Source organism: Enterobacter cloacae complex sp. 677-3DZ2D5B (assembly GCF_004136695.1).
Taxonomy (GTDB): domain Bacteria; phylum Pseudomonadota; class Gammaproteobacteria; order Enterobacterales; family Enterobacteriaceae; genus Enterobacter; species Enterobacter hormaechei_C.
In genome coordinates, this window is record NZ_QFLS01000001.1 from 537,446 (window position 1) to 560,217 (window position 22,772).

Here is a 22,772-nt window from a genome sequence, read left to right on the forward strand (position 1 = left end):
TCCGTAGGGTTGTGGAACTTCACGTTAATGAACTTATTAAAATCGCTGGCGGCCGTCAGCTCGATGACCATGTTTTCCCGCGTGCTTGGCTTTGCGCGCGATGCCATTGTGGCAAGGGTTTTTGGCGCAGGGATGGCGACTGACGCCTTTTTCGTTGCGTTCAAGCTGCCGAACCTGCTGCGCCGTATTTTTGCCGAAGGGGCTTTCTCACAGGCATTTGTCCCGATCCTTGCGGAATATAAAAGCAAGCAGGGCGAAGATGCCACCCGCGTCTTTGTGGCTTACGTTTCCGGTTTACTGACGCTGGCGCTGGCGATCGTGACCGTCCTGGGCATGCTGGCAGCGCCCTGGGTAATCATGGTAACGGCACCGGGCTTTGCCGACACGGCGGATAAATTTGCCCTGACGACGCAACTGCTGCGGATAACCTTCCCCTATATTCTGCTGATTTCGCTGGCGTCGCTGGTGGGTGCCATCCTGAATACCTGGAACCGCTTCTCCGTGCCGGCCTTTGCCCCCACGTTCCTTAATGTCAGCATGATTGGCTTTGCGCTGTTCGCCGCGCCGCATTTTAACCCACCGGTGCTGGCGCTGGCCTGGGCCGTGACCGTCGGCGGGGTGTTACAGCTTGCTTACCAGCTTCCGCACCTGAAAAAGATCGGCATGCTGGTTCTGCCGCGCATTAGTTTCAAAGATGCGGGTGCAATGCGCGTTATTAAACAGATGGGACCGGCGATACTCGGCGTGTCCGTCAGCCAGATCTCACTGATCATCAATACCATCTTCGCCTCTTTCCTGGTGTCGGGCTCGGTGTCCTGGATGTACTACGCCGATCGTCTGATGGAGTTTCCATCAGGGGTGCTGGGCGTGGCGCTGGGGACTATTCTGCTGCCGTCGCTGTCGAAAAGTTTCGCCAGCGGCAACCACGATGAATACTGCCGCCTGATGGACTGGGGACTGCGTCTCTGTTTTCTGCTGGCATTGCCAAGCGCGGTGGCGCTGGGGATCCTGGCAAAACCGCTGACGGTGTCGTTGTTCCAGTATGGAAAATTCACCGCCTTTGATGCCGCCATGACCCAGCGTGCACTGGTAGCCTACTCGGTGGGGCTGATGGGGCTGATCGTCGTGAAGGTGCTTGCGCCCGGTTTCTATTCACGTCAGGACATCAAAACGCCGGTTAAGATTGCCATTGTGACGCTGATTATGACGCAGCTGATGAACCTCGCTTTTATTGGACCGCTGAAACACGCGGGGCTGTCATTGTCGATTGGTCTGGCGGCCTGTCTAAACGCCGGGCTGCTGTACTGGCAGCTGCGCAAGCAGGATATCTTCACACCGCAGCCGGGCTGGGCAAGCTTCCTGCTGCGTCTGGCGATCGCGGTAGTGGTGATGGCGGCTGCGCTGGTTGGCATGTTGTATGTCATGCCTGAATGGGCGCAGGGCACCATGCCTTACCGCCTGATGCGTCTGATGGCCGTGGTGGCGGTCGGGGTGGTGGCGTACTTTGCCACGCTGGCGGTGCTTGGCTTCAAGGTGAAAGAATTCGCCCGCCGCACGGTATAAACGTCAAAAGGGGAGTTCACCAGAAGGTGCTCCCCGCTTCATGACGTGCCGCTACTGCGTCAAATCGAAATCTTTTTCCCGCCCGTGATACGTGCCGTGGCCGTCTGACCATCCGCACCGTACAGCCCCGGCTCTTTATAGGGCTTTAACACCTCAAGCGCCTGCTGATTACGGATAATCTGACCTTCCAGCAGCCAGCCGTTATGCTGGTTGAGATCGCGAAGATGCTGGGTTTTTTCTGTAATGGTCTGCCAGCGTTCGTTGATCTCATCATTGGCGCTGCGTTTCGCGTCTTGCTCAGCGCGTCGCTGTTTTTCCAGATAATCCAGGGTCGCCAGCAGCGAGCTTTTATCTTCAGTTATGCGTTGCAACGCGCTGCCGTTGATTTGACCAGAAGAGAGGTGGTGCTGTTCGGCATCCATCACCGTTTTCAGGTCGTTCAGGACCACCGTCATCTGATCCAGTATTTCTGACAGTCGACTCATACGGTTAGTTACTCTGGAGGAAACTCTGTGCGTCCTGAATCAGCGCATCAGCGATTTTGCTGGTATCCATTTTCAGTTCGCCGTTACGGATAGCCGTTTTCAGCGCTTCAACACGTTCCATGTTGATATCGCTGCTGCCTGGCTGCATCAGCTTCGACTGCGCATCGCTCAGCGTGACGCTGGTGCTGTTAGCCGTCGACGTTTTTTCCAGACGCGTTTTTTGCGGGGCAGCCTCATTCGTTTCGCGAGGTTGTACAGTGCTAACCGGCTTCAGGGCTGATGTACGATCAATGCTCATAGTGTTGTCCTCATCGAGGGTTCGCGGCGTTTGCGCCTGACATCATCATTTGTTGAATATTTATCGGCAGTCGCCGCGAAATCTTTAAAAAGATTACAGGTTAATCAGAATATTCCCATCAGGACCGACCGTGCCGCTGACCACCTGGCCTGAGGACATTCTGACCCGGGCATTTTGCGCCACTGCGGCATTATTCAGCGCTTTTCCTTCGCTGTTGATACTAAAGCCTTCGCCATTGGCGACCACCATCACCTGTTGTCCCGCTTTCACCCGCCATGCCTGGCGCAGCATGGATAGCTGTATCGCCTGTCCAGGGGCGACATCGCGCAGGCTGACCGCCTCCTGAGCCTGGTTAATGTCCAGCATCGTCCGCGGTGGAAGCTGATCCAGACGGCCTCGCTTCAGCGTTACGCTGTCAGGTTGCAGCAGGCTGCCTCGCGGAATCGGAACGGCGGCGACAACATAATTGCCCGTCGCCTGTACCGCAACCTGTAAATACCGTTTTTCATTGGCGCAACGCGCCAGCACGTTCACGTTACCCCATAACTTTGTGCTGCCGGTCACGCTAAATGACGGGGCTTCGCAGGAAGGGTAAAGGTTAGGCGGGGTGCGCACGGTCACGCGTACGTCATCGCTGAAACCGGCCAGCTTCTGCGCAAAGAATGCATTGAGCTGGTCCTCTAACCCCTCAGCCTGCACCAGAGGGCTCAAAAGCAGTAGGGTCGCCGCCAGGCCACGTTTAAAAGTCCGCATCGCACGTTCCACCATGTCCAGAATTAAGCAAATTCTACCCGCAGTGGTTTTCCATCAACGCAACAAATAGCGACGCATTTTGCGCTTATTCCGTCGATAAGGGAGACGCCTTGAGATTTAAGCTGTGAACTGAAATTTTCTCATCAGCGGAGGAGACATGCTCGATAAACTCGACGCCGCGTTACGTTTTCAGCAGGAAGCGCTCAATTTACGCGCCCAGCGGCAGGAGATTTTAGCCGCCAATATCGCCAACGCGGATACCCCCGGGTATCAGGCGCGCGATATTGATTTTTCCAGTGAACTCAAAAAAGTGATGGAGCGTGGACGTGCCGAAGGAACGGGTGTCTCACTGGCCCTGACATCCTCACGTCATATTCCCGCTCAGGCGATGACCGCGCCAACGACCGACCTGCTTTACCGTATTCCCGATCAGCCCTCGCTTGATGGTAACACCGTCGACATGGACAGGGAGCGCACACAGTTTGCCGATAACAGCCTGCAATACCAGACAGGCCTGACGCTACTCGGCGGGCAAATTAAAGGCATGATGACCGTCCTACAGGGGGGCAATTAGTAAATGGCCTTGCTGAATATTTTTGATATCGCCGGTTCGGCATTAACGGCGCAGTCTAAACGACTGAACGTGGCCGCCAGTAACCTGGCCAACGCCGACAGCGTGACCGGCCCTGACGGGCAACCGTATCGCGCTAAACAGGTTGTCTTCCAGGTTGATGCTGCACCGGGTGCGGCAACGGGCGGCGTAAAAGTGGCGGACGTGGTTGAGAGCCAGGCACCCGACAAGCTGGTTTACGAGCCAGGCAACCCGCTCGCGGATGCCAGCGGCTACGTGAAAATGCCGAACGTGGATGTGGTCGGGGAAATGGTGAACTCCATGTCCGCGTCGCGCAGCTACCAGGCAAACGTCGAAGTGCTTAATACCGTGAAGAGCATGGTGCTCAAAACACTCACTCTCGGCCAGTAAAGGAGACACGCATGTCCATCGCCGTAAACGTGAATGACCCGACAAATACCGGCGTCAATAGCACCAGCAGTGCGACCGGTTCCAGCTCTCTCACCGGGAGCAATGCCTCCGATTTACAGAGCAGCTTCCTGACCCTGCTGGTGGCGCAGCTGAAAAATCAGGACCCGACCAATCCGATGCAGAACAACGAACTGACCACGCAGCTTGCGCAGATCAGTACCGTCAGCGGCATTGAGAAACTGAACACCACGCTCGGCTCGGTCTCCGGTCAAATCGATAATAGCCAGTCCTTGCAGGCCGCCAACCTGATCGGGCACGGGGTGATGATCCCGGGGACCACGATTCTGGCGGGCACCAGCACCACCGATGCCACGTCCACCACCACCACGACGCCGTTTGGCGTTGAGTTGCAGCAGCCGGCCGACAAAGTCACCGCCACCATCAAAGACGCCAGCGGCAACGTGGTGCGCACGATTGAGATTGGCGAGCTTAAAGCGGGCGTTCATACCTTTACCTGGGATGGCAGCCTGACCGACGGCACTAAAGCGCCTAACGGCTCGTATCAGGTTGCGATTAGCGCCAGCAACGGCACCACTCAGCTGGTGGCTCAGCCGCTACAGTTTGCCCTGGTTCAGGGCGTCATCAAAGGTAGCGATGGTAACAAACTGGATTTGGGTACCTCCGGTACCACCACACTCGACGAAGTTCGGCAGATTATCTAAGCCTTCATACTTATCAGGAGTAAGTCATGGCCTTTTCTCAAGCGGTCAGCGGCCTGAATGCTGCGGCCACCAACCTGGACGTCATTGGCAACAACATCGCCAACTCCGCGACCTATGGTTTTAAATCCGGTTCTGCGTCTTTTGCAGATATGTTTGCAGGCTCTAAAGTGGGCCTGGGCGTGAAGGTGGCGGGTATCACCCAGGACTTCACCGACGGGACGACCACCAACACCGGTCGCGGTCTGGACGTCGCCATCAGCCAGAACGGTTTCTTCCGTATGGTGGATGCCAACGGTTCCGTATTCTACAGCCGCAACGGCCAGTTCAAGCTGGATGAAAACCGTAACCTGGTGAACATGCAGGGGCTTCAGTTAACCGGTTATCCGGTTGCCGGCACGCCGCCTACGGTGCAAACCGGTGCGAATCCGCAGGCGATCTCCATCCCAACGACGCTGATGGCGGCGAAGTCCACCACCACGGCCTCTCAGCAGATCAACCTGAACTCCACCGATACTGCACCAACCGTCGCCTTCGACCCGGCCAACCCTGACTCTTACAACAAGAAAGGCACCGTGACGGTGTTTGACAGCCAGGGTAATGCGCACAACATGAACCTGTTCTATGTCAAAAACGCGACGCCAGCTAACTCCTGGAAGGTGTATTCCCAGGACGGCAGCGTAGCAGGAGATGCCGCGAAACTGGCAACCACGCTGACCTTTAACGCGAGCGGCGTGCTGACGGGTGGCGATGATATCAAGATCACAACGGGCACCGTTCCGGGCGCGACGCCAGCCACGTTTGACATGAGTTTCGCCAACTCCATGCAACAGAATACCGGTGCGAACAACATCGTGGCGACGAGCCAGAACGGTTATAAGCCGGGCGATCTGGTGAGCTACCAGATCAACGATGACGGTACCGTTGTCGGTAACTATTCGAACGAACAGACCCAGGTGCTGGGCCAGATCGTGCTGGCAAACTTCGCCAACAACGAAGGCCTGAAATCCGAAGGGGACAACGTCTGGTCTGCCACGCAGTCTTCCGGTGTTGCCCTGCTGGGTACTGCGGGTTCCGGTAACTTCGGCACGCTGACCAACGGCGCGCTGGAAGCCTCTAACGTCGATCTGAGTAAAGAGCTGGTGAACATGATCGTCGCGCAACGTAACTACCAGTCCAACGCGCAGACCATCAAAACCCAGGATCAGATCCTTAACACGCTGGTTAACCTGCGTTAAGCAGCTGACGGGAAAGCGCAATGGATCACGCAATATATACAGCGATGGGCGCAGCAAGCCAGACGCTCAACCAGCAGGCTGTTACCGCCAGCAACCTGGCGAACGCCTCCACGCCAGGTTTTCGTGCGCAGCTCAACGCGCTGCGTGCGGTGCCGGTAGAAGGGCTGTCATTGCCCACGCGTACGCTGGTCACCGCTTCCACGCCGGGCGCCGACATGACGCCAGGCCAGATGGATTACACCGCGCGTCCGCTGGACGTTGCCCTTCAGCAGGACGGCTGGCTGGCGGTGCAAACGGCTGACGGCGGGGAAGGGTATACCCGCAACGGTAATATCCAGGTGAGCTCCACCGGGCAGCTGACGATTCAGGGGCATCCGGTGATGGGCGAAGCCGGTCCGTTGACGGTGCCGGAAGGGTCAGAGCTGACCATTGCGGCAGACGGGACGATTTCGGCGTTAAACCCGGGCGACCCGGCTAACACCGTTGCGCCTGTCGGTCGTCTGAAGCTGGTGAAAGCGGAAGGCAACGAAGTGCAGCGTGGCGATGACGGGATGTTCCGTCTGACCCAGGCGGCGCAGGCTACGCGTGGCGCCACGTTACAGGCCGACCCGACCATCCGCGTGATGTCCGGCGTGCTGGAAGGCAGTAACGTCAAACCGGTAGAAGCCATGACCGACATGATCGCCAGCGCCCGCCGCTTCGAAATGCAGATGAAAATTATCAGCAGCGTCGATGAAAACGCAGGCAAGGCTAACCAACTTCTGGCTATGAGTTAACAGGACTTCCTATGATCAGTTCTTTATGGATCGCGAAAACCGGTCTGGACGCACAGCAAACCAATATGGATGTGATTGCCAACAACCTGGCAAACGTCAGCACCAATGGTTTCAAGCGCCAGCGTGCGGTTTTCGAAGATTTGCTTTATCAAACGATTCGTCAGCCAGGGGCGCAGTCTTCTGAGCAAACCACGCTGCCGTCCGGTCTGCAAATTGGTACCGGCGTGCGCCCGGTTGCCACCGAGCGTCTGCACAGCCAGGGCAACCTGTCCCAGACCAACAACAGTAAAGACGTTGCCATCAAAGGTCAGGGTTTCTTCCAGGTGCAGCTGCCTGACGGGACCTCCGCCTATACCCGCGATGGTTCGTTCCAGGTGGATCAGAATGGTCAGCTGGTGACAGCGGGCGGCTTCCAGGTTCAGCCTGCGATCACCATCCCGGCGAACGCGCTGAGTATCACCATTGGTCGTGACGGTATCGTCAGCGTCACTCAGCAAGGTCAGGCCGCGCCGGTCCAGGTTGGACAGCTCAATCTGACGACCTTCATGAACGATACCGGACTGGAAAGCATCGGTGAGAACCTCTACACCGAAACGCAGTCTTCCGGCACGCCAAATGAAAGTACCCCGGGCCTGAACGGGGCGGGGCTGCTGTATCAGGGGTATGTGGAAACCTCGAACGTTAACGTGGCGGAAGAGCTGGTGAATATGATCCAGGTCCAGCGCGCCTATGAAATTAACAGTAAAGCAGTGTCGACGACCGACCAGATGCTGCAAAAACTGACGCAACTCTAAGGTGTAGCCCGGTGCGGTAAACGTCGCACCGGCTCCCTGTTTTCGAAGATGAAGGCAATGCAAAAAAACGCGGCGTTTCGTTATCCGATCCTGACTGTTCTGGCCGTCACCCTCAGCGGGTGTGCCTGGATCCCGTCTAAACCATTGGTACAGGGTGCGACTACCGCCCAACCCGTTCCCGGCCCCGCGCCGGTGGTGAACGGTTCTATTTTCCAGACCGCGCAGCCGATTAACTACGGTTATCAGCCGCTGTTTGAAGACCGTCGTCCGCGTAACGTCGGCGATACGCTGACCATTGTGTTGCAGGAAAACGTCAGCGCGAGCAAGAGCTCGTCGGCGAACGCCAGCCGCGACGGCAAAACCAATTTTGGCTTCGACACCGTACCGCGCTATCTGCAAGGGCTGTTCGGCAACGCCCGTGCGGATGTGGAAGCCTCCGGCGGCAACACCTTTAACGGTAAAGGTGGCGCGAACGCCAGCAATACCTTCAGCGGAACGCTGACGGTAACGGTTGACCAGGTTCTGGTAAACGGCAACCTGCACGTGGTGGGCGAAAAACAGATCGCCATTAACCAGGGTACGGAATTCATTCGTTTCTCCGGTGTGGTTAACCCTCGCACTATCAGCGGCACCAACACCGTACCGTCCACCCAGGTGGCGGATGCGCGCATTGAGTACGTCGGCAACGGCTACATCAACGAAGCGCAAAATATGGGCTGGCTGCAACGCTTCTTCCTTAACCTATCGCCGATGTAAGCGAGGTGACCTATGTATAAATTTCTCTTCGCCGTGGCGCTGTCGTTGGTCGCTACCGTTGCGCAGGCCGATCGCATACGCGATCTCACCAGCGTGCAGGGCGTGCGCGAAAACTCCCTGATTGGCTATGGCCTGGTGGTGGGGCTGGATGGGACGGGTGACCAGACGACCCAGACGCCGTTCACCACCCAGAGCCTGAACAACATGCTCTCGCAGCTCGGTATTACCGTACCGGCCGGGACCAACATGCAGCTGAAAAACGTGGCGGCCGTGATGGTGACCGCGTCTTATCCGGCCTTTGCGCGTCAGGGGCAGACCATCGACGTGGTTGTCTCGTCGATGGGTAATGCCAAAAGCCTGCGTGGCGGTACGTTGCTGATGACGCCGCTGAAAGGCGTCGACAGCCAGGTGTATGCTCTGGCGCAGGGCAACATTCTGGTTGGCGGAGCAGGTGCGTCGGCGGGCGGCAGCAGCGTGCAGGTGAACCAGCTGAACGGGGGACGTATTACCAACGGCGCGATCATCGAACGTGAGCTGCCGACCCAGTTCGGCACCGGCAACACCATTAACCTGCAACTGAATAACGAAGACTTTACGATGGCGCAGCAGATCGCTGACACCATCAACCGCAGCCGGGGCTACGGCAGCGCCACCGCGCTGGATGCCCGCACCGTGCAGATCCGCACGTCAACCGGCAGCAGCAACCAGGTGCGGATGCTGGCCGATATCCAGAATATGGAAGTGAACGTGCCGGTTCAGGATGCGAAAGTCATTATCAACTCCCGTACCGGCTCGGTGGTGATGAACCGCGAAGTGACGCTGGACAGCTGCGCCGTGGCGCAGGGCAATCTCTCCGTCACGGTTAACCGCTCGGCCAACGTCAGCCAGCCGGATACCCCGTTTGGTGGCGGTCAGACGGTAGTGACCCCGCAAACGCAGATTGATTTACGACAGAGCGGCGGTTCGTTGCAGAGCGTGCGCTCCAGCGCCAACCTGAACAGCGTGGTGCGTGCCTTGAATGCGCTGGGTGCAACGCCAATGGATCTGATGTCCATTCTGCAATCCATGCAAAGTGCAGGCTGCCTGCGCGCTAAACTGGAAATCATCTAAATGCTGACCGATAGCAAACTGTTGACCAGTGCCGCCTGGGATGCCCAGTCGCTCAACGAGCTGAAAACCAAAGCGGGCAAGGATCCGGCGGCGAATATCCGCCCGGTTGCCCGTCAGGTGGAAGGCATGTTCGTGCAGATGATGTTGAAAAGCATGCGTGAAACTCTGCCGAAAGACGGCATGTTCAGCAGTGATTCCACGCGGCTTTACACCAGCATGTACGATCAGCAGATTGCCCAGCAAATGACCGCCGGAAAGGGGCTCGGCCTGGCGGACATGATCGTGAAGCAGACCGCAGCCGCTCAGGTACTCCCGCCTGAAGAGGCTCCGCCGCAGGTGCCGCTGAAGTTTGATCTGGAAAAGGTGACCAGTTATCAAAATCAGGCGCTAACGCAGATGGTGCGTAAGGCGATGCCGAAGCCGGCAGAAACGCGTGACGAGCCGCTCTCCGGCGACAGCAAAGACTTCCTGGCGCAGCTCTCCCTGCCGGCGCGTCTTGCCAGTGAAGAGAGCGGCGTGCCGCACCATCTGATTCTGGCGCAGGCGGCGCTGGAGTCGGGCTGGGGGCAACGTCAGATCCGCAGGGAGAACGGCGAGCCGAGCTTCAACATCTTTGGCGTGAAGGCCACCTCCAGCTGGAAAGGGCCGACCACGGAAATCACCACCACCGAATATGAGAACGGTGCGGCAGTGAAGGTGAAAGCCAAATTCCGCGTCTACAGCTCGTATCTGGAAGCGTTGTCGGATTATGTCGGGCTGTTGAGCCGGAATCCGCGCTACACCGCGGTGACCCAGGCCGCCACGCCAGAGCAGGGCGCTCAGGCATTGCAGAATGCCGGCTACGCAACCGATCCAAACTATGCACGCAAGCTGACCAGCATGATCCAGCAGCTGAAATCTATGTCTGAGAAGGTCAGCAAAGCATATAGCACAGATCTCGAAAATCTGTTCTGAAAGTTCTCAAGTCCCGGAGGAGGTTGCCGATAACCTTCATCAGGACTCGTGTCTGAACGTATAAAAGGAACCCCCATGTCCAGTTTGATTAACAGCGCCATGAGTGGCCTCAGTGCTGCGCAGTCGGCACTCAATACCGTCAGTAATAATATTTCAAGCTACAACGTGGCAGGTTATACCCGCCAGACCACCATTCTGGGGGCATCAAACAGCACCCTGACCGGTGGTGGTTGGGTGGGTAACGGGGTCTATGTCTCCGGCGTTCAGCGTGAATATGATGCGTTTATCACCAACCAGCTGCGTGCGGCGCAGAACCAGAGCAGTGGGCTGACCACGCGCTACCAGCAGATGTCAAAAATTGACGACGTGCTGTCGGATACCACGAACTCGCTTTCTGCCAACCTCCAGGATTTCTTTAAAAGCCTGCAAACGCTGGTGAGTAACGCAGAAGATCCGGCTGCACGCCAGACGGTGCTCGGTAAGGCGGATGGTCTGGTAAACCAGTTTAAAACCAACGATCAATATCTCCGCGATCAGGATGCGCAGGTCAATACGGCGATTTCTACCAGCGTTGATCAGATCAATAACTATGCGAAGCAGATTGCTAACCTTAACGATCAGATCTCCCGGCTGACTGGCGTAGGGGCGGGCGCATCCCCGAACGAACTGCTCGATCAGCGCGATCAGCTGGTGAGTGAACTGAACAAGATTGTCGGTGTGGACGTTACCGTACAGGACAGCGGCACGTATAACATCTCTATCGCCAACGGTTACACCCTGGTACAGGGCAGCAACGCAAGTCAGCTGGCGGCGGTGAAATCCAGTGCGGACCCAGCGCGTACGACGATTGCGTATGTGGATGCCGCAGCAGGCAACGTGGAGATCTCAGAAAAACAGATCACCACGGGGTCGCTTGGAGGGCTGTTAACGTTCCGTTCTCAGGATCTGGATCAGGCGCGAAATACCCTCAACCAGATGGCGCTGGCGTTTGCGGATGCCATGAATACCCAGCACCAGGCGGGCTTTGACGCCAACGGAGATAAAGGCGGCAAGCTGTTTGATTTTGGCTCCCCGGCAGTGCTGAGTAACGGCAAAAACACCGGAAGCGCGTCCGTTACGGCAACGATGACGGACAGTACCAAGGTCCAGGCGACAAACTACAAAGTTGAGTACAACGGTACTGACTGGACAATCACGCGTCTGTCGGACAACACCAGCTTCACGGCCAAGCCTGACGCCAGCGGTAATCTGTCGTTTGATGGTCTTAACATTAAGATTAGCGGCTCAGCCAATAATAAAGACAGTTTCATCGTCAAACCGGTGAATGACGTCATTGTGAATATGGACGTTGCGATCAGCGACGAATCCAAACTGGCGATGGCCTCCGCGCAAGGAAGCGGCGAAAGCGACAATACCAATGGCCAGAAGCTGCTGGATTTGCAGAGCGCTAAGCTGGTGGGGGGGAACAAAACCTTTAACGATGCTTATGCCGCGCTGGTCAGTACGGTGGGCAGCACCACGGCGTCGCTGAAAACCAGCAGCGAAACCAAAGTTAACGTGGTGACGCAGCTGACCAAACAACAGCAGTCAATCTCCGGGGTTAACCTGGATGAAGAGTATGGCAACCTGCAACGCTATCAGCAGTACTATCTGGCGAATGCGCAGGTGCTGCAAACGGCGAGCACGCTGTTTGATGCATTGATCAATATCCGCTAAGGCTGAGGCATAAAAAATGCGTATTAGTACTCAAATGATGTATGAGCAAAGCATGCGCGGCGTGACGAACTCCCAAAGTCTCTGGCTCAGCTACGGCGAGCAGATGTCTACGGGGAAGCGCATCAATCGTCCATCTGACGATCCGATTGCCGCTTCGCAGGCCGTTGTGCTCTCTCAGGCACAAACGCAAAACAGCCAGTATGCGCTGGCGCGCTCCTTCGCTACGACGAAAGTCTCGCTGGAAGAGAACGTGTTATCGCAAGTGACAACCGCTATCCAGGCTGCTCAGGAAAAGATTGTCAATGCGGGCAACGGTACGTTAAGTGACGATGACCGCGCTTCGCTGGCCACGAACCTGCAAGGTATTCGCGATCAGCTCATGAACCTGGCTAACAGCACGGACGGTAACGGCCGCTATATTTTTTCCGGTTACAAGACCGAAGCGGCGGCTTTCGACCAGACTACGGGTGATTATAAGGGCGGCGGAACGCCAATCAGCCAGCAGGTTGACTCCGCGCGCACGATGCAAATCAGCCATACGGGCACTGAAGTTTTCGATAGCTTCACCAGCAATGCGAAGCCAGAGCCAGATGGTAGTAAACCGGAAACGAATTTGTTCAAGATCCTCGACTCCGCAATTGAAGCGCTGAATACGCCGATTGGGGAGGATGAAACGAAAGCCGAGGCGTTTACGGCGGCTATTGATAAAGCCAACCGTGGCCTGAGCAACTCCCTCAACAACGTGCTGACCGTGCGCGCCGACCTCGGCATCAAGCTGGATGAGCTGGGCAAGCTGGACGCTCTGGGTGAAGACCGTGCGCTGGGTCAGACCCAGCAGATGAGTAACCTGGTTGACGTGGACTGGAACTCGGTGATTTCGTCCTACACCATGCAGCAGGCGGCGTTGCAGGCCTCGTATAAAGCCTTTAGCGATATGCAGGGTATGTCTTTGTTCCAGATGAACAGATAAGACTCTGACCTGTTTAACATGTCTTGAAACTGGGCATGTTTTGACTGCCCAACCCGTCCGGGTTGGGCATTTTTTTTACACACTTTCTGCCTGTGCGGACAGCACCCGGGCGCTTTCAATCACTCTGATAGCCAGCGCAATGGCACCACACAGGGTTGCCAGAGCCACCACGCCAGACCAGCCTGCCAGCGTGTAGATATTGCTGCCTAATGCCGAACCCAGCGCCATTCCGATGAAAATGACGGTAAACAGCAGAGCGTTCAGGCGTCCACGGGCCTGCGGCTCAAGGCTGTAGACCAGATTCTGGTGGGCCACGAGGCTGGACTGCAAGCCGAGATCGAAACCGACCGCGGAGAGGGCAATCAGGATCAACTGACCGTGTATACCCAGTGCCGGCATCAGGAACATCAGGGCAAACGAGAGGGTCACCAGCGCGGCACCCAGTTGCGTGACTTTACCGGCGCCCAGCTTATCTGCCAGACCACCTGCCAGCGGTGCGGCCAGCGCGCCAGCGACTCCGGCAATACCAAATCCACCCGCCACGGCGCTGCCAAGGTGATACCGTTCCAGCAGCATGACCGCCAGCGTTGACCAGAATGCGCTAAAGGCAATCGACAGAAAACCCTGGGCCAGCGCGGCCCGACGCAGCGCCGGGTAGCGGCGCCAGAGGTGTTCCATGGAGCGCATCAGCGCCGGGTAGCTCAGCGTGGAGTGAACGGCGAAGCGGGGAAGCACGGCCCACATGACCACGCCGACAAAGGCAATACTTGCGGCGGCCAGCTGATACATCACCCGCCAGCCAAAGGCCTCACCCACCACGCCGCTCACGGTTCTGGAGAGCAAAATCCCCAGCAGCAGGCCGGTCATCACCGTGCCGACCGTTTTTCCCTGTTTGCCTTCCGGCGCGAGGATCGCTGCGGCCGGGACAATATCCTGCGCCATGGTGGCGGCCATGCCAATCAGCAGGCTGGTGAGCAGCAGGGAGTGCAGTTGTCCGGTCAGGCTACAACCCAGCAGGAACAGCGCCAGAGCCGCACTTTTTATCAGGATCAGCGTTCTGCGATCATGACGATCGCCGAGCGGGAGCAGAAACAGGATACCTAAGGCATAACCCGCCTGGGTAAGCGTCGGGACCATGCCCATGCCTTCGATACTCAGGTTCAGGTCTGAGCCCATCAGCGGCAGCAGAGGCTGGGCATAATAGATGGATGCCACGCTAAAGCCCGCACCGAGTGCCAGCATTAAGATTACCCAGCGGCTTACGGCCCGGGTGGTAGTTGTGTTCATAAGATGTTCCTCATTCGTCGTGTGCGGCTATTTTTTATCAGTACGCCTTGCGACGGTAGCGGGCGCGGTGGTAAAACGCTTATACGTGTAGCGTATGGATGGAAATGGTATGAAAAGGCCTGAGCGTATAGATCGGGTAGAACTGATGCGAACGTTTGTTCGCATTGTGGAGGCGGGGTCTCTTTCTGCGGCAGCACGTCAGCTGGCAACAACCCAGGCAACGGTGAGCCGACGGTTGCAGTCGCTTGAGACCATACTGGGAGTACGCCTGATGCTGCGCACAACCCATACGACCCGGCTGACCGATGACGGCGAACGCTGCTATCAGCATGCCCGACGGGTGATTGACAGCTGGCTGGCGCTGGAAGACGAGGTAGGGCAGACGGAAGATGAACCGGTTGGGGTGCTGAGGGTGCGCGCCCCGCACGCGTTTGGCCAGGATCAGCTTCTTAAACCGTTAACCGAATTTTTGCAGCGCTATCCCCAGCTTTCTGTTGAGTGGATGCTCAACGATCGCTCGGTTGATTTCCTCGGCGACAACCTTGACTGTGCTATTCGGGTGGGTGTGGAAGTCGATCCGGCAACCGTGTCCGTGCTGCTGGCTGAAGTGCCGCGCTCGGTGGTGGCTTCACCGGAATTACTGGCCCGTTATCCCGCGGTTAAAACGCCGGAAGATTTGCAACAGCTTCCCTGGATTGCCATCAGCTCTTTTTATCAACGCCATGTGGAGCTTTTCCACGATGCATCATCTGCCCCGACGCGGGTTACCATTACGCCACGCCTGAGTACCGACAGCCTGTATGTGGCGCGCAATACGGCACTCACCGGGCTAGGCGTTGCGGTGGTATCCAGCTGGACAGTACAGGATGATATTCAGGAAGGACGACTGGTGCATCTACTGCCAGAGTGGCAGCCGGCAGCGCTACCGGTACATCTGGTTTACCCCTGGTCTCGTTATTATCCGGCGCGCTTGCGGCGTTTTCTGGAGCTGATGCGGCAGATAATGCCGGAGGTCACCGGAATGAGAAAGCCCCTGCAACAGCCATAAAAAAGCCGACCCGAAGGTCGGCTTTCAGTATTAGCGTGCGTTATTCAACAGGCTGAGGACGAGTAGCTGGCGCAGTAGCCATGTGCGTTGCACTGTGACCACCGGCAGCACCTTTGCCTTCGAAGTTGAATGCCGGACGAACCCAGTCGCTATGGCGTGGCGCTTCAGGCACATACTCAGGTGCCGGGGCGCGAGTCATCGGCGCGGTAGCAACGTGAGCAGGCGCTACAGCTGCAACGACCTCAATCGGCTCTGATTTCACTTCAGGCGCTTTGACCTCTTCGACAACAGGTTCAACCTGAATCTCGACGTCCTGAACAACCTCTTCAGTCACCGTTTCGACGGCAACGTCTGCGGTCTCTTCTGCTGCGGAGACTGGCTCAGCGTCTTCCGCGACTTCTTCAGCCACCACGGTATCTTCTTCGGCAATGATCTGCGGAGCGGCATCAACCGGCGCAGCAATGACTTCAGGATGAGTCGTTTCCACTTCCACAGCCTGCGGTGCCGCCGTGTCAACAACCTGCGGTTCAACCACGGTTGCCGCTTCAGTCACGACGTCTTCCACCGCTGCTACCGGTGCAATCACCTCTTGGGTCACAGCCTGTTCTTCAATAGCCTGCTCCGGGCGAGCAACCGGATAACGGATCCAGACTTTACCGGATGCCATCTCTGGTGACGCACACGCCACGGTCAATGGCATTGGCGACTGAGTTGGGTAACGCTCGTCACGGTAACGACGACGACGCTGACCGCTCACGCGCAGATGACGCGGAGAACGACGGGAGCGACGCGGCATACCTGCGTTGTCACGGTTTTCGCTGCTTTCGTCCTGCTCAACCTGATTTTCTACTACGGCTGGCAGGTCAACTTTCGCAACCTGTGTACCCGTTGTGCTTTCTGCTGCTTCAACCGCGATAACGTCGTTTTCTTCCGCCTGAACAGCACCCACACGCACTTTCTGGGTCAGCTGACGCTGCTTACGACGCGGCATAACCTGAGTACGCTCTTCCTGCTCCGTGTCCTGCTGTTCAACAGGCGCTTCGCGGTTCAGGTTTTTGACTTCCTGCTGGGCCTGGCGTTTCTCGTCGTTACGACGACGGTTACGCTCGCGGCGAGGTTGCTGCTCGTCACGCTGTTTGCTCTTCTCGGACTCATCGCCCGCCTGCTGGCGAATCTCACGATCTTCAACGTTCTGCTGTTGCTTCTCGCGACGGTTGCGACGGTTGTCCTCGCGTTGTTCACGACCTTCGTTGTTCTCGGAACGATTATCACGGCGCTCGTTACGATCGCTACGGTCGTTGCGGTCATTACGATCGCGACGATTGTTCTGACGCTTACGACGGTCCTGCTGACGCTCTGGTTTCGCTTCTTTTGGCGCTTCTTTCGGCTGCTCAGGCTGAACTTCTTCGCCAGCAAACATTTTTTTCAGCGCGCCGAAGATGCGGCTCAGGAGACCCGGCTGCTCAGGCTGCGCTTTTGCCGCGGCAGGGGCCGCCTTTTGCACGGCAGGTTTTGCCGCTGGTTTTTCCAGCGTCGCTTCCGGCGGGGCTTCCGGCATGATGAAGGTTGCTAATGCAGGCTGCTCAGGCAGTTTACGCTCGGCAGGCTCTTCATCCGATGGCAGCGCCATTTCTTCTTCATGAAGCTTCGGCAGCAGGTAGCTGAGGGTGCTTGTCTCTTCACCTTTACGCAGGCGCAGCACGTGATAGTGCGGGGTTTGCATCTCGTCGTTTGGCACGATGATGCAGCGAACGCCGCCCTGACGCGCTTCGATTGCGCTCACCGCTGCACGTTTTTCGTTCAGCAAGTAGGAGGCAATCGGCACCGGAACAATGGCGTGAACCTCTTTGGTGTTCTCTTTCAGCGCTTCTTCTTCAATCAGACGCAGAATAGAGAGGGAGAGCGATTCATTGTCACGCACGGTACCTGTCCCGGAACAGCGCGGGCAGACGTGATGGCTGGACTCGCCGAGTGACGGGCTCAGACGCTGACGGGACATTTCCAGCAGGCCGAAGCGCGAGATATGGCTAATCTGGATACGCGCGCGATCCTGGCGCACCGCTTCACGCAGACGGTTTTCAACCGCACGCTGGTGGCGAACCGGGGTCATGTCGATGAAGTCGATAACAATCAGACCACCCAGGTCGCGCAGGCGGAGCTGGCGGGCGATTTCATCAGCGGCTTCTAGGTTGGTGTTGAAGGCGGTCTCTTCGATGTCGCCGCCGCGGGTTGCACGCGCGGAGTTGATGTCGATAGCGGTCAGCGCTTCGGTGGTATCGATAACGATAGAACCGCCGGACGGCAGACGCACTTCACGCTGGAAGGCAGACTCGATCTGGGATTCAATCTGATAGTGGCTGAACAGCGGGATTTCACCGGTGTACAGTTTAATTTTGCTGGTGAAATCCGGGCGACCCAGCGCGGCGATGTGCTGGCGAGCCAGCTCAAGCACTTTCGGGTTATCAATCAGAATTTCACCGATGTCCTGACGCAGATAATCACGGAAGGCACGCACAATGACGTTGCTTTCCTGGTGGATCAGGAACGGAGCAGGACGGCTTTCAGCCGCTTTCTTGATGGCTTCCCAGTGCTTCAGACGGAAGCTCAGGTCCCACTGCAATGCTTCGGCAGATTTGCCGACGCCTGCGGTGCGCACGATAAGGCCCATGCCGTCTGGCAGCTCAAGACTTGCCAGCGCTTCTTTCAGCTCTGTACGGTCATCACCTTCGATACGGCGAGAGATGCCACCCGCACGCGGGTTGTTTGGCATCAACACCAGATAGCTTCCTGCCAGACTGATAAAGGTGGTCAGTGCGGCACCTTTGTTGCCACGCTCTTCTTTATCGATCTGGACGATAACTTCCTGACCTTCACGCAGAACATCTTTAATGTTCGGACGGCCATGGGAGTTGTAGTTTGCAGGAAAATATTCGCGGGCGATTTCTTTGAGAGGAAGGAAACCGTGACGCTCAGCACCGTAATCGACAAATGCAGCTTCAAGGCTTGGTTCAATGCGGGTGATTTTGCCTTTGTAAATGTTCGCTTTTTTCTGTTCGTGTCCAGGACTTTCGATATCCAGATCGTACAGGCGCTGCCCATCCACAAGGGCGACACGCAACTCTTCTTGCTGAGTTGCGTTGATTAACATTCTTTTCATCGTAACTTACTCGTTATTCTTACATTGACGACAAAGCTGCGGGCAAGGTGACGCTTTCCGGGGTATGAACCGATGGCCTCGTGTCTATTCACGTCGCCAACCTCACGGTTGTCGCTCGCTTAAGAGGCGCAGAGTGTCGGTTGCCTGTGTTTCATACGGAAACACAGCGCAATTATCAGGGGAATTGCCTGGGAAAACTCTCCAGAGAACAATCCTTATACCGGGAAGTACTGCAACCCGCAGCCCGCTAACTGCCTGAAAGATCAATACGTCTTACGCCATTGCTGCGTGGATGATCGGTCAGACAAAATTGGTCATTCCGTCGACATCCTTACAAAACCCGGATTTAACGCGGAAAACGGATTCATTATTCCACTGCTCGCCGGGTTATAGCAAGATGACTTTTACCAATTATCACCCGGTTACTCACAGTTTCTTCACTTCAACGGGGTGATTGGTTTAATAACCACCAAATCGATTGCGCGAAAGGGGAGCGGTCCGGATAAAAGTAAATATAAGCATAGAAAAATGAGTGGCGCTAATGCCTGACGCTATTTAGAATCGCCAACCATGAAAACAGAGACTCCAGCCGTAAAAATGGTTGCCATCGCCGACGACGAGGCGGGGCAACGTATCGATAATTTTTTGCGCACCCAGCTGAAGGGTGTGCCAAAAAGCATGATTTATCGCATCTTGCGTAAGGGCGAGGTGCGGGTGAACAAAAAACGCGTGAAGCCAGAGTATAAGCTCGAGGCGGGCGATGAAGTCCGCATTCCACCGGTACGTGTTGCAGAGCGTGAAGAAGAGGTCGTTTCTCCGAAGCTGCAAAAAGTCGCGGCCCTGAGCGACGTTATCCTTTATGAGGACGACCACATTCTGGTGCTGAATAAACCGTCCGGAACGGCGGTACACGGGGGGAGCGGCCTGAGCTTCGGCGTGATTGAAGGGTTACGCGCGCTGCGCCCGGAAGCGCGTTTCCTCGAACTGGTTCACCGTCTTGACCGTGATACCTCTGGCGTGCTGCTAGTGGCGAAAAAACGTTCTGCGCTGCGTTCACTGCATGAACAGCTGCGCGAAAAAGGGATGCAGAAAGATTATCTGGCGCTGGTGCGCGGCCAGTGGCAGTCCCACGTGAAAGTGGTGCAGGCGCCGCTGCTGAAAAATATTCTGCAAAGCGGCGAGCGCATTGTTCGTGTTAATCAGGAAGGGAAACCGTCTGAGACGCGCTTTAAAGTTGAAGAGCGCTACGAATTCGCCACGCTGGTGCGCTGTAGTCCGGTGACGGGGCGTACTCACCAGATTCGCGTCCATACCCAGTTTGCGGGCCATCCGATTGCGTTTGATGACCGCTATGGCGATCGCGAATTTGATAAGCAGCTGGCGGGGACGGGGCTATCGCGTCTGTTCCTGCATGCGGCAGCGCTGAAGTTCACCCATCCTAATACCGGTGAAGTTATCCGTATTGAAGCGCCGCTGGATGAGCAGCTCAAACGCTGTCTGAAAGTTCTGCGCGGCTGATTTTGTGCCGGGTAGCGCTGCGCTTACCCGGCCTACATGTTTTTCTCCCTCTCCCACAGGGAGAGGGCCGGGGTGGGGGCATCAGGCCGCAACGGTCACATCGTCAGCGGATTACACTCTTCTCGCCTTAACATCTGGCACAGCGCAATCAGCGGCAACCCCACCAGCGTATTGGGATCGCGGCCATCGAGCTTGTCGAACAACGCAATCCCTAGTCCTTCACTTTTAAAGCTCCCTGCACAGTTCAGCGGACGTTCCCGACGCACATAATCCATAATCTCCTGTTCGCTAAGATGACGGAAGTGCACATCAAACGGCTCGCACTCGGTTTGCAGATGACCGGAAGCAGAATTATAAAGCGCCAGGCCGGTATAAAAGGTCACGATACTGCCTCTCGCACGCAAAAGCTGCTGGCAGGCGATTTCTTCCGTATACGGTTTGCCGGTGATTTCGCCGTCCAGCACACAAACCTGATCGGAGCCTATAATCAGATGAGCGGGGTAACGTACGGCCAGCGACTGTGCTTTCTCTTTCGCGAGACGGGTCACCAGATGACGCGGTGACTCGCCCGGCTGTGGCGTTTCATCCACCTCCGGCGCAGCGCATTCAAACGGGATCCCGAGCTTTTCCAGCAGCATTCGGCGATAAGGAGAAGTGGAAGCAAGGACGAGATTTGGCATATTTTTATCACCAGATATAGCGTATCGATGCCAGCCATTTTAAACTACAGGCCGCAATGTGTGCGAATAATTGGCAAAAGGCAGCTCTGGTTGCCTTTTTCTTTGACTCTATGACGTTACAAAGTTAATATGCGCGCCCTATGCAAAAGGTAAAATTACCCCTGACTCTTGATCCGGTTCGTACGGCTCAAAAACGCCTCGATTACGAAGGAATCTATTCTTCCGATCAGGCTGAGCGTATTGCCGAATCTGTAGTCAGTGTGGACAGTGATGTAGAATGCTCCATGTCGTTCGCTATCGACAACCAGCGTCTCGCCGTGTTAACCGGTGATGCAAAGGTGACGGTAACGCTCGAATGTCAGCGTTGCGGGAAACCGTTTGTACAGCATGTTCACACAACGTATTGTTTTAGTCCGGTTCGTTCTGACGAACAGGCTGAAGCACTCCCGGAAGCGTATGAGCCGATTGAGGTTAACGAATTCGGTGAAATCGATCTTCTGGCGCTGGTTGAAGATGAAGTCATCCTCTCCCTGCCAGTCGTTCCGGTGCATGATTCTGAACACTGTGAAGTGTCCGAGGCGGACATGGTCTTTGGGGAACTGCCTGATGAAGCGCAAAAACCAAACCCATTTGCCGTATTAGCCAGCTTAAAGCGTAAGTAATTGAGGAGTAAGGTCCATGGCCGTACAACAGAATAAACCAACCCGTTCCAAACGTGGCATGCGTCGTTCCCATGACGCGCTGACCGCAGTTACCAGCCTGTCTGTAGACAAGACTTCTGGTGAGAAACACCTGCGTCACCACATCACCGCTGACGGTTTCTACCGCGGCCGCAAGGTTATCACTAAGTAATCACGCGTCAGCGTGATTAGGCTTAGTGAGGAACTTCCCCGTGCAAACGGGGAGTTTACCGAACCAGGCTGCGACGATACCTTGACACGTCTAACCCTGGCGTTAGATGTCATGGGGGGAGATTTTGGCCCTACCGTGACAGTGCCTGCAGCATTGCAGGCACTGAATTCTAATTCGCAACTCACACTTCTTTTAGTCGGTAATCCCGACACAATCACGCCATTACTTGCAAAAGCTGACTTTGAACAACGTTCGCGTCTGCAGATTATTCCTGCGCAGTCAGTTATTGCCAGTGATGCCCGGCCATCGCAGGCTATTCGTAATAGCCGCGGCAGCTCTATGCGAATGGCGCTGGAGCTGGTGAAAGAAGGGCGAGCACAGGCTTGCGTCAGCGCGGGAAATACTGGCGCGCTGATGGGGCTGTCGAAATTATTGCTCAAGCCGATTGAGGGCCTTGAGCGTCCGGCGCTGGTGACGGTGTTACCGCATCAGCAGAAGGGCAAAACGGTGGTGCTGGATCTGGGCGCTAACGTGGATTGTGATAGTACAATGCTGGCTCAGTTTGCCGTTATGGGGTCGGTGCTGGCAGAAGACGTGCTCGGGATTAACAATCCCCGCGTTGCGTTATTGAATATTGGTGAAGAAGAGACCAAAGGTCTGGACAGTATCCGCGACGCTGCGGAAATACTCAAACAGGTCCCCTCCATCAACTATATTGGTTATCTCGAAGCCAATGAGTTGCTGACGGGCAAAACGGATGTATTAGTGTGTGATGGCTTCACCGGAAACGTGACGTTGAAGACCATGGAAGGGGTCGTACGAATGTTCCTTTCTCTGCTGAAATCGCAGGGAGACGGTAAAAAAAGGTCCTGGTGGCTGATTATATTAAAGCGTTGGTTACAAAAAAGCCTGACGCGGCGATTCAGTCACCTCAACCCCGACCAGTATAATGGCGCCTGTCTGTTAGGATTGCGCGGCATCGTGATTAAGAGTCATGGCGCCGCCAATCAGCGAGCATTTACCGTCGCGATTGAACAGGCAGTGCAGGCGGTGCAGCGTCAAGTCCCTCAGAGGATTGCCGCTCGCCTGGGATCTGTATTAGCTAAAAGTGACTGA

Annotated in this window: 23 protein-coding genes; 17 read left to right on the forward strand and 6 right to left on the reverse strand. The window is 56.3% G+C overall.

From position 1 onward, the window contains the following. The first annotated feature begins 27 nt into the window (after positions 1-27). Positions 28-1,563, forward strand: a complete 1,536-nt coding sequence (gene murJ / locus DD597_RS02660; protein ID WP_023324447.1) for a murein biosynthesis integral membrane protein MurJ — start codon at positions 28-30, stop codon at positions 1,561-1,563. Positions 1,564-1,622: 59 nt separating this feature from the next. On the opposite strand, the gene flgN is transcribed toward murJ, so the two are convergent. The 3 genes from flgN to flgA all read right to left on the reverse strand — a co-directional run bounded on the left by flgN (position 1,623) and on the right by flgA (position 3,099). Continuing rightward, positions 1,623-2,048 (reverse strand): flagella biosynthesis chaperone FlgN, encoded by a 426-nt coding sequence (gene flgN, locus DD597_RS02665; protein ID WP_003858003.1) that lies wholly within the window; start codon positions 2,046-2,048, stop codon positions 1,623-1,625. 4 nt (positions 2,049-2,052) lie between these two features. Continuing rightward, positions 2,053-2,346: a flagellar biosynthesis anti-sigma factor FlgM gene (gene flgM, locus DD597_RS02670; protein WP_003858002.1), complete on the reverse strand. Its 294-nt coding sequence runs from the start codon at positions 2,344-2,346 to the stop codon at positions 2,053-2,055. Between the two features lie 93 nt (positions 2,347-2,439). Then, the gene (gene flgA / locus DD597_RS02675) at positions 2,440-3,099 is read right to left on the reverse strand and encodes a flagellar basal body P-ring formation chaperone FlgA (RefSeq protein WP_003858001.1); all 660 of its coding nucleotides are present in this window, start codon (positions 3,097-3,099) and stop codon (positions 2,440-2,442) included. A 157-nt stretch (positions 3,100-3,256) separates the two neighbouring features. Here flgA and flgB point away from each other — a divergent pair, with 157 nt between their 5' ends. The 11 genes from flgB (at position 3,257) to flgL (ending at position 13,114) form a co-directional block, all read left to right on the forward strand. Continuing rightward, positions 3,257-3,673, forward strand: a complete 417-nt coding sequence (flgB, locus tag DD597_RS02680; RefSeq protein WP_003857999.1) for a flagellar basal body rod protein FlgB — start codon at positions 3,257-3,259, stop codon at positions 3,671-3,673. Between the two features lie 3 nt (positions 3,674-3,676). After that, positions 3,677-4,081, forward strand: coding sequence for a flagellar basal body rod protein FlgC (gene flgC / locus DD597_RS02685; protein WP_129255927.1), 405 nt, complete (start codon positions 3,677-3,679; stop codon positions 4,079-4,081). A gap of 11 nt (positions 4,082-4,092) precedes the next feature. After that, positions 4,093-4,803: a flagellar hook assembly protein FlgD gene (gene flgD / locus DD597_RS02690; RefSeq protein WP_129255928.1), complete on the forward strand. Its 711-nt coding sequence runs from the start codon at positions 4,093-4,095 to the stop codon at positions 4,801-4,803. 26 nt (positions 4,804-4,829) lie between these two features. Continuing rightward, a complete protein-coding gene (gene flgE / locus DD597_RS02695) occupies positions 4,830-6,038 on the forward strand; it encodes a flagellar hook protein FlgE (RefSeq protein WP_003857992.1) in 1,209 nt (402 codons plus the stop codon). Positions 6,039-6,058: 20 nt separating this feature from the next. After that, positions 6,059-6,814, forward strand: coding sequence for a flagellar basal body rod protein FlgF (locus tag DD597_RS02700; RefSeq protein ID WP_058656911.1), 756 nt, complete (start codon positions 6,059-6,061; stop codon positions 6,812-6,814). A gap of 11 nt (positions 6,815-6,825) precedes the next feature. Next, a complete protein-coding gene (gene flgG, locus DD597_RS02705) occupies positions 6,826-7,608 on the forward strand; it encodes a flagellar basal-body rod protein FlgG (protein ID WP_000625853.1) in 783 nt (260 codons plus the stop codon). Positions 7,609-7,665: 57 nt separating this feature from the next. Then, the gene (gene flgH / locus DD597_RS02710; RefSeq protein ID WP_003857987.1) at positions 7,666-8,364 is read left to right on the forward strand and encodes a flagellar basal body L-ring protein FlgH; all 699 of its coding nucleotides are present in this window, start codon (positions 7,666-7,668) and stop codon (positions 8,362-8,364) included. 12 nt (positions 8,365-8,376) lie between these two features. Further along, positions 8,377-9,474, forward strand: coding sequence for a flagellar basal body P-ring protein FlgI (locus tag DD597_RS02715; protein ID WP_003857984.1), 1,098 nt, complete (start codon positions 8,377-8,379; stop codon positions 9,472-9,474). After that, positions 9,475-10,428 carry a flagellar assembly peptidoglycan hydrolase FlgJ gene (flgJ, locus tag DD597_RS02720; RefSeq protein WP_100154702.1) on the forward strand — a complete coding sequence of 318 codons (954 nt, stop codon included), beginning with the start codon at positions 9,475-9,477 and terminating at the stop codon, positions 10,426-10,428. It abuts the gene before it with no gap. 75 nt (positions 10,429-10,503) lie between these two features. Further along, the gene (gene flgK / locus DD597_RS02725; RefSeq protein ID WP_129255929.1) at positions 10,504-12,144 is read left to right on the forward strand and encodes a flagellar hook-associated protein FlgK; all 1,641 of its coding nucleotides are present in this window, start codon (positions 10,504-10,506) and stop codon (positions 12,142-12,144) included. A gap of 16 nt (positions 12,145-12,160) precedes the next feature. Beyond that, on the forward strand, positions 12,161-13,114 hold the full coding sequence (gene flgL / locus DD597_RS02730; RefSeq protein WP_003857977.1) for a flagellar hook-associated protein FlgL: 954 nt from the start codon (positions 12,161-12,163) through the stop codon (positions 13,112-13,114). 75 nt (positions 13,115-13,189) lie between these two features. Here flgL and DD597_RS02735 read toward each other — a convergent pair whose 3' ends face one another. Further along, a complete protein-coding gene (locus DD597_RS02735) occupies positions 13,190-14,401 on the reverse strand; it encodes an MFS transporter (protein ID WP_129255930.1) in 1,212 nt (403 codons plus the stop codon). 109 nt (positions 14,402-14,510) lie between these two features. Between DD597_RS02735 and DD597_RS02740 the strand changes: the two genes are divergently transcribed. Then, the gene (locus tag DD597_RS02740; RefSeq protein ID WP_003857974.1) at positions 14,511-15,449 is read left to right on the forward strand and encodes a LysR family transcriptional regulator; all 939 of its coding nucleotides are present in this window, start codon (positions 14,511-14,513) and stop codon (positions 15,447-15,449) included. 40 nt (positions 15,450-15,489) lie between these two features. Here DD597_RS02740 and rne read toward each other — a convergent pair whose 3' ends face one another. Beyond that, the gene (rne, locus tag DD597_RS02745) at positions 15,490-18,606 is read right to left on the reverse strand and encodes a ribonuclease E (RefSeq protein ID WP_129255932.1); all 3,117 of its coding nucleotides are present in this window, start codon (positions 18,604-18,606) and stop codon (positions 15,490-15,492) included. A 570-nt stretch (positions 18,607-19,176) separates the two neighbouring features. Here rne and rluC point away from each other — a divergent pair. After that, positions 19,177-20,124, forward strand: a complete 948-nt coding sequence (gene rluC / locus DD597_RS02755) for a 23S rRNA pseudouridine(955/2504/2580) synthase RluC (RefSeq protein WP_003857970.1) — start codon at positions 19,177-19,179, stop codon at positions 20,122-20,124. A 95-nt stretch (positions 20,125-20,219) separates the two neighbouring features. Here the strand turns inward: rluC and DD597_RS02760 are convergent, their stop codons facing one another. Then, the gene (locus tag DD597_RS02760) at positions 20,220-20,804 is read right to left on the reverse strand and encodes a nucleoside triphosphate pyrophosphatase (RefSeq protein WP_032628189.1); all 585 of its coding nucleotides are present in this window, start codon (positions 20,802-20,804) and stop codon (positions 20,220-20,222) included. A gap of 140 nt (positions 20,805-20,944) precedes the next feature. Between DD597_RS02760 and yceD the strand changes: the two genes are divergently transcribed. The 3 genes from yceD (at position 20,945) to plsX (ending at position 22,772) form a co-directional block, all read left to right on the forward strand. Continuing rightward, positions 20,945-21,466, forward strand: coding sequence for a 23S rRNA accumulation protein YceD (gene yceD, locus DD597_RS02765; protein WP_003857966.1), 522 nt, complete (start codon positions 20,945-20,947; stop codon positions 21,464-21,466). Positions 21,467-21,482: 16 nt separating this feature from the next. After that, positions 21,483-21,656, forward strand: coding sequence for a 50S ribosomal protein L32 (gene rpmF / locus DD597_RS02770; protein ID WP_003857964.1), 174 nt, complete (start codon positions 21,483-21,485; stop codon positions 21,654-21,656). A gap of 81 nt (positions 21,657-21,737) precedes the next feature. After that, entirely contained in the window at positions 21,738-22,772 is a 1,035-nt protein-coding gene (gene plsX, locus DD597_RS02775; RefSeq protein ID WP_219822829.1) for a phosphate acyltransferase PlsX, read from the forward strand.

Bases quoted from the DNA above. Each gene is read 5' to 3' on its own strand.
- flgL (WP_003857977.1), top strand. From the start codon at position 12,161: ATGCGTATTAGTACTCAAATGATGTATGAGCAAAGCATGCGCGGCGTG.
- DD597_RS02760 (WP_032628189.1), bottom strand. From the start codon at position 20,804: ATGCCAAATCTCGTCCTTGCTTCCACTTCTCCTTATCGCCGAATGCTG.
- flgA (WP_003858001.1), bottom strand. From the start codon at position 3,099: ATGCGGACTTTTAAACGTGGCCTGGCGGCGACCCTACTGCTTTTGAGC.
- rne (WP_129255932.1), bottom strand. From the start codon at position 18,606: ATGAAAAGAATGTTAATCAACGCAACTCAGCAAGAAGAGTTGCGTGTC.
- flgN (WP_003858003.1), bottom strand. From the start codon at position 2,048: ATGAGTCGACTGTCAGAAATACTGGATCAGATGACGGTGGTCCTGAAC.
- flgD (WP_129255928.1), top strand. From the start codon at position 4,093: ATGTCCATCGCCGTAAACGTGAATGACCCGACAAATACCGGCGTCAAT.
- flgJ (WP_100154702.1), top strand. From the start codon at position 9,475: ATGCTGACCGATAGCAAACTGTTGACCAGTGCCGCCTGGGATGCCCAG.
- murJ (WP_023324447.1), top strand. From the start codon at position 28: ATGAACTTATTAAAATCGCTGGCGGCCGTCAGCTCGATGACCATGTTT.
- rpmF (WP_003857964.1), top strand. From the start codon at position 21,483: ATGGCCGTACAACAGAATAAACCAACCCGTTCCAAACGTGGCATGCGT.
- DD597_RS02735 (WP_129255930.1), bottom strand. From the start codon at position 14,401: ATGAACACAACTACCACCCGGGCCGTAAGCCGCTGGGTAATCTTAATG.
- DD597_RS02715 (WP_003857984.1), top strand. From the start codon at position 8,377: ATGTATAAATTTCTCTTCGCCGTGGCGCTGTCGTTGGTCGCTACCGTT.
- flgG (WP_000625853.1), top strand. From the start codon at position 6,826: ATGATCAGTTCTTTATGGATCGCGAAAACCGGTCTGGACGCACAGCAA.
- DD597_RS02740 (WP_003857974.1), top strand. From the start codon at position 14,511: ATGAAAAGGCCTGAGCGTATAGATCGGGTAGAACTGATGCGAACGTTT.
- flgK (WP_129255929.1), top strand. From the start codon at position 10,504: ATGTCCAGTTTGATTAACAGCGCCATGAGTGGCCTCAGTGCTGCGCAG.
- flgE (WP_003857992.1), top strand. From the start codon at position 4,830: ATGGCCTTTTCTCAAGCGGTCAGCGGCCTGAATGCTGCGGCCACCAAC.
- DD597_RS02700 (WP_058656911.1), top strand. From the start codon at position 6,059: ATGGATCACGCAATATATACAGCGATGGGCGCAGCAAGCCAGACGCTC.
- flgH (WP_003857987.1), top strand. From the start codon at position 7,666: ATGCAAAAAAACGCGGCGTTTCGTTATCCGATCCTGACTGTTCTGGCC.
- flgM (WP_003858002.1), bottom strand. From the start codon at position 2,346: ATGAGCATTGATCGTACATCAGCCCTGAAGCCGGTTAGCACTGTACAA.
- rluC (WP_003857970.1), top strand. From the start codon at position 19,177: ATGAAAACAGAGACTCCAGCCGTAAAAATGGTTGCCATCGCCGACGAC.
- flgC (WP_129255927.1), top strand. From the start codon at position 3,677: ATGGCCTTGCTGAATATTTTTGATATCGCCGGTTCGGCATTAACGGCG.
- yceD (WP_003857966.1), top strand. From the start codon at position 20,945: ATGCAAAAGGTAAAATTACCCCTGACTCTTGATCCGGTTCGTACGGCT.
- flgB (WP_003857999.1), top strand. From the start codon at position 3,257: ATGCTCGATAAACTCGACGCCGCGTTACGTTTTCAGCAGGAAGCGCTC.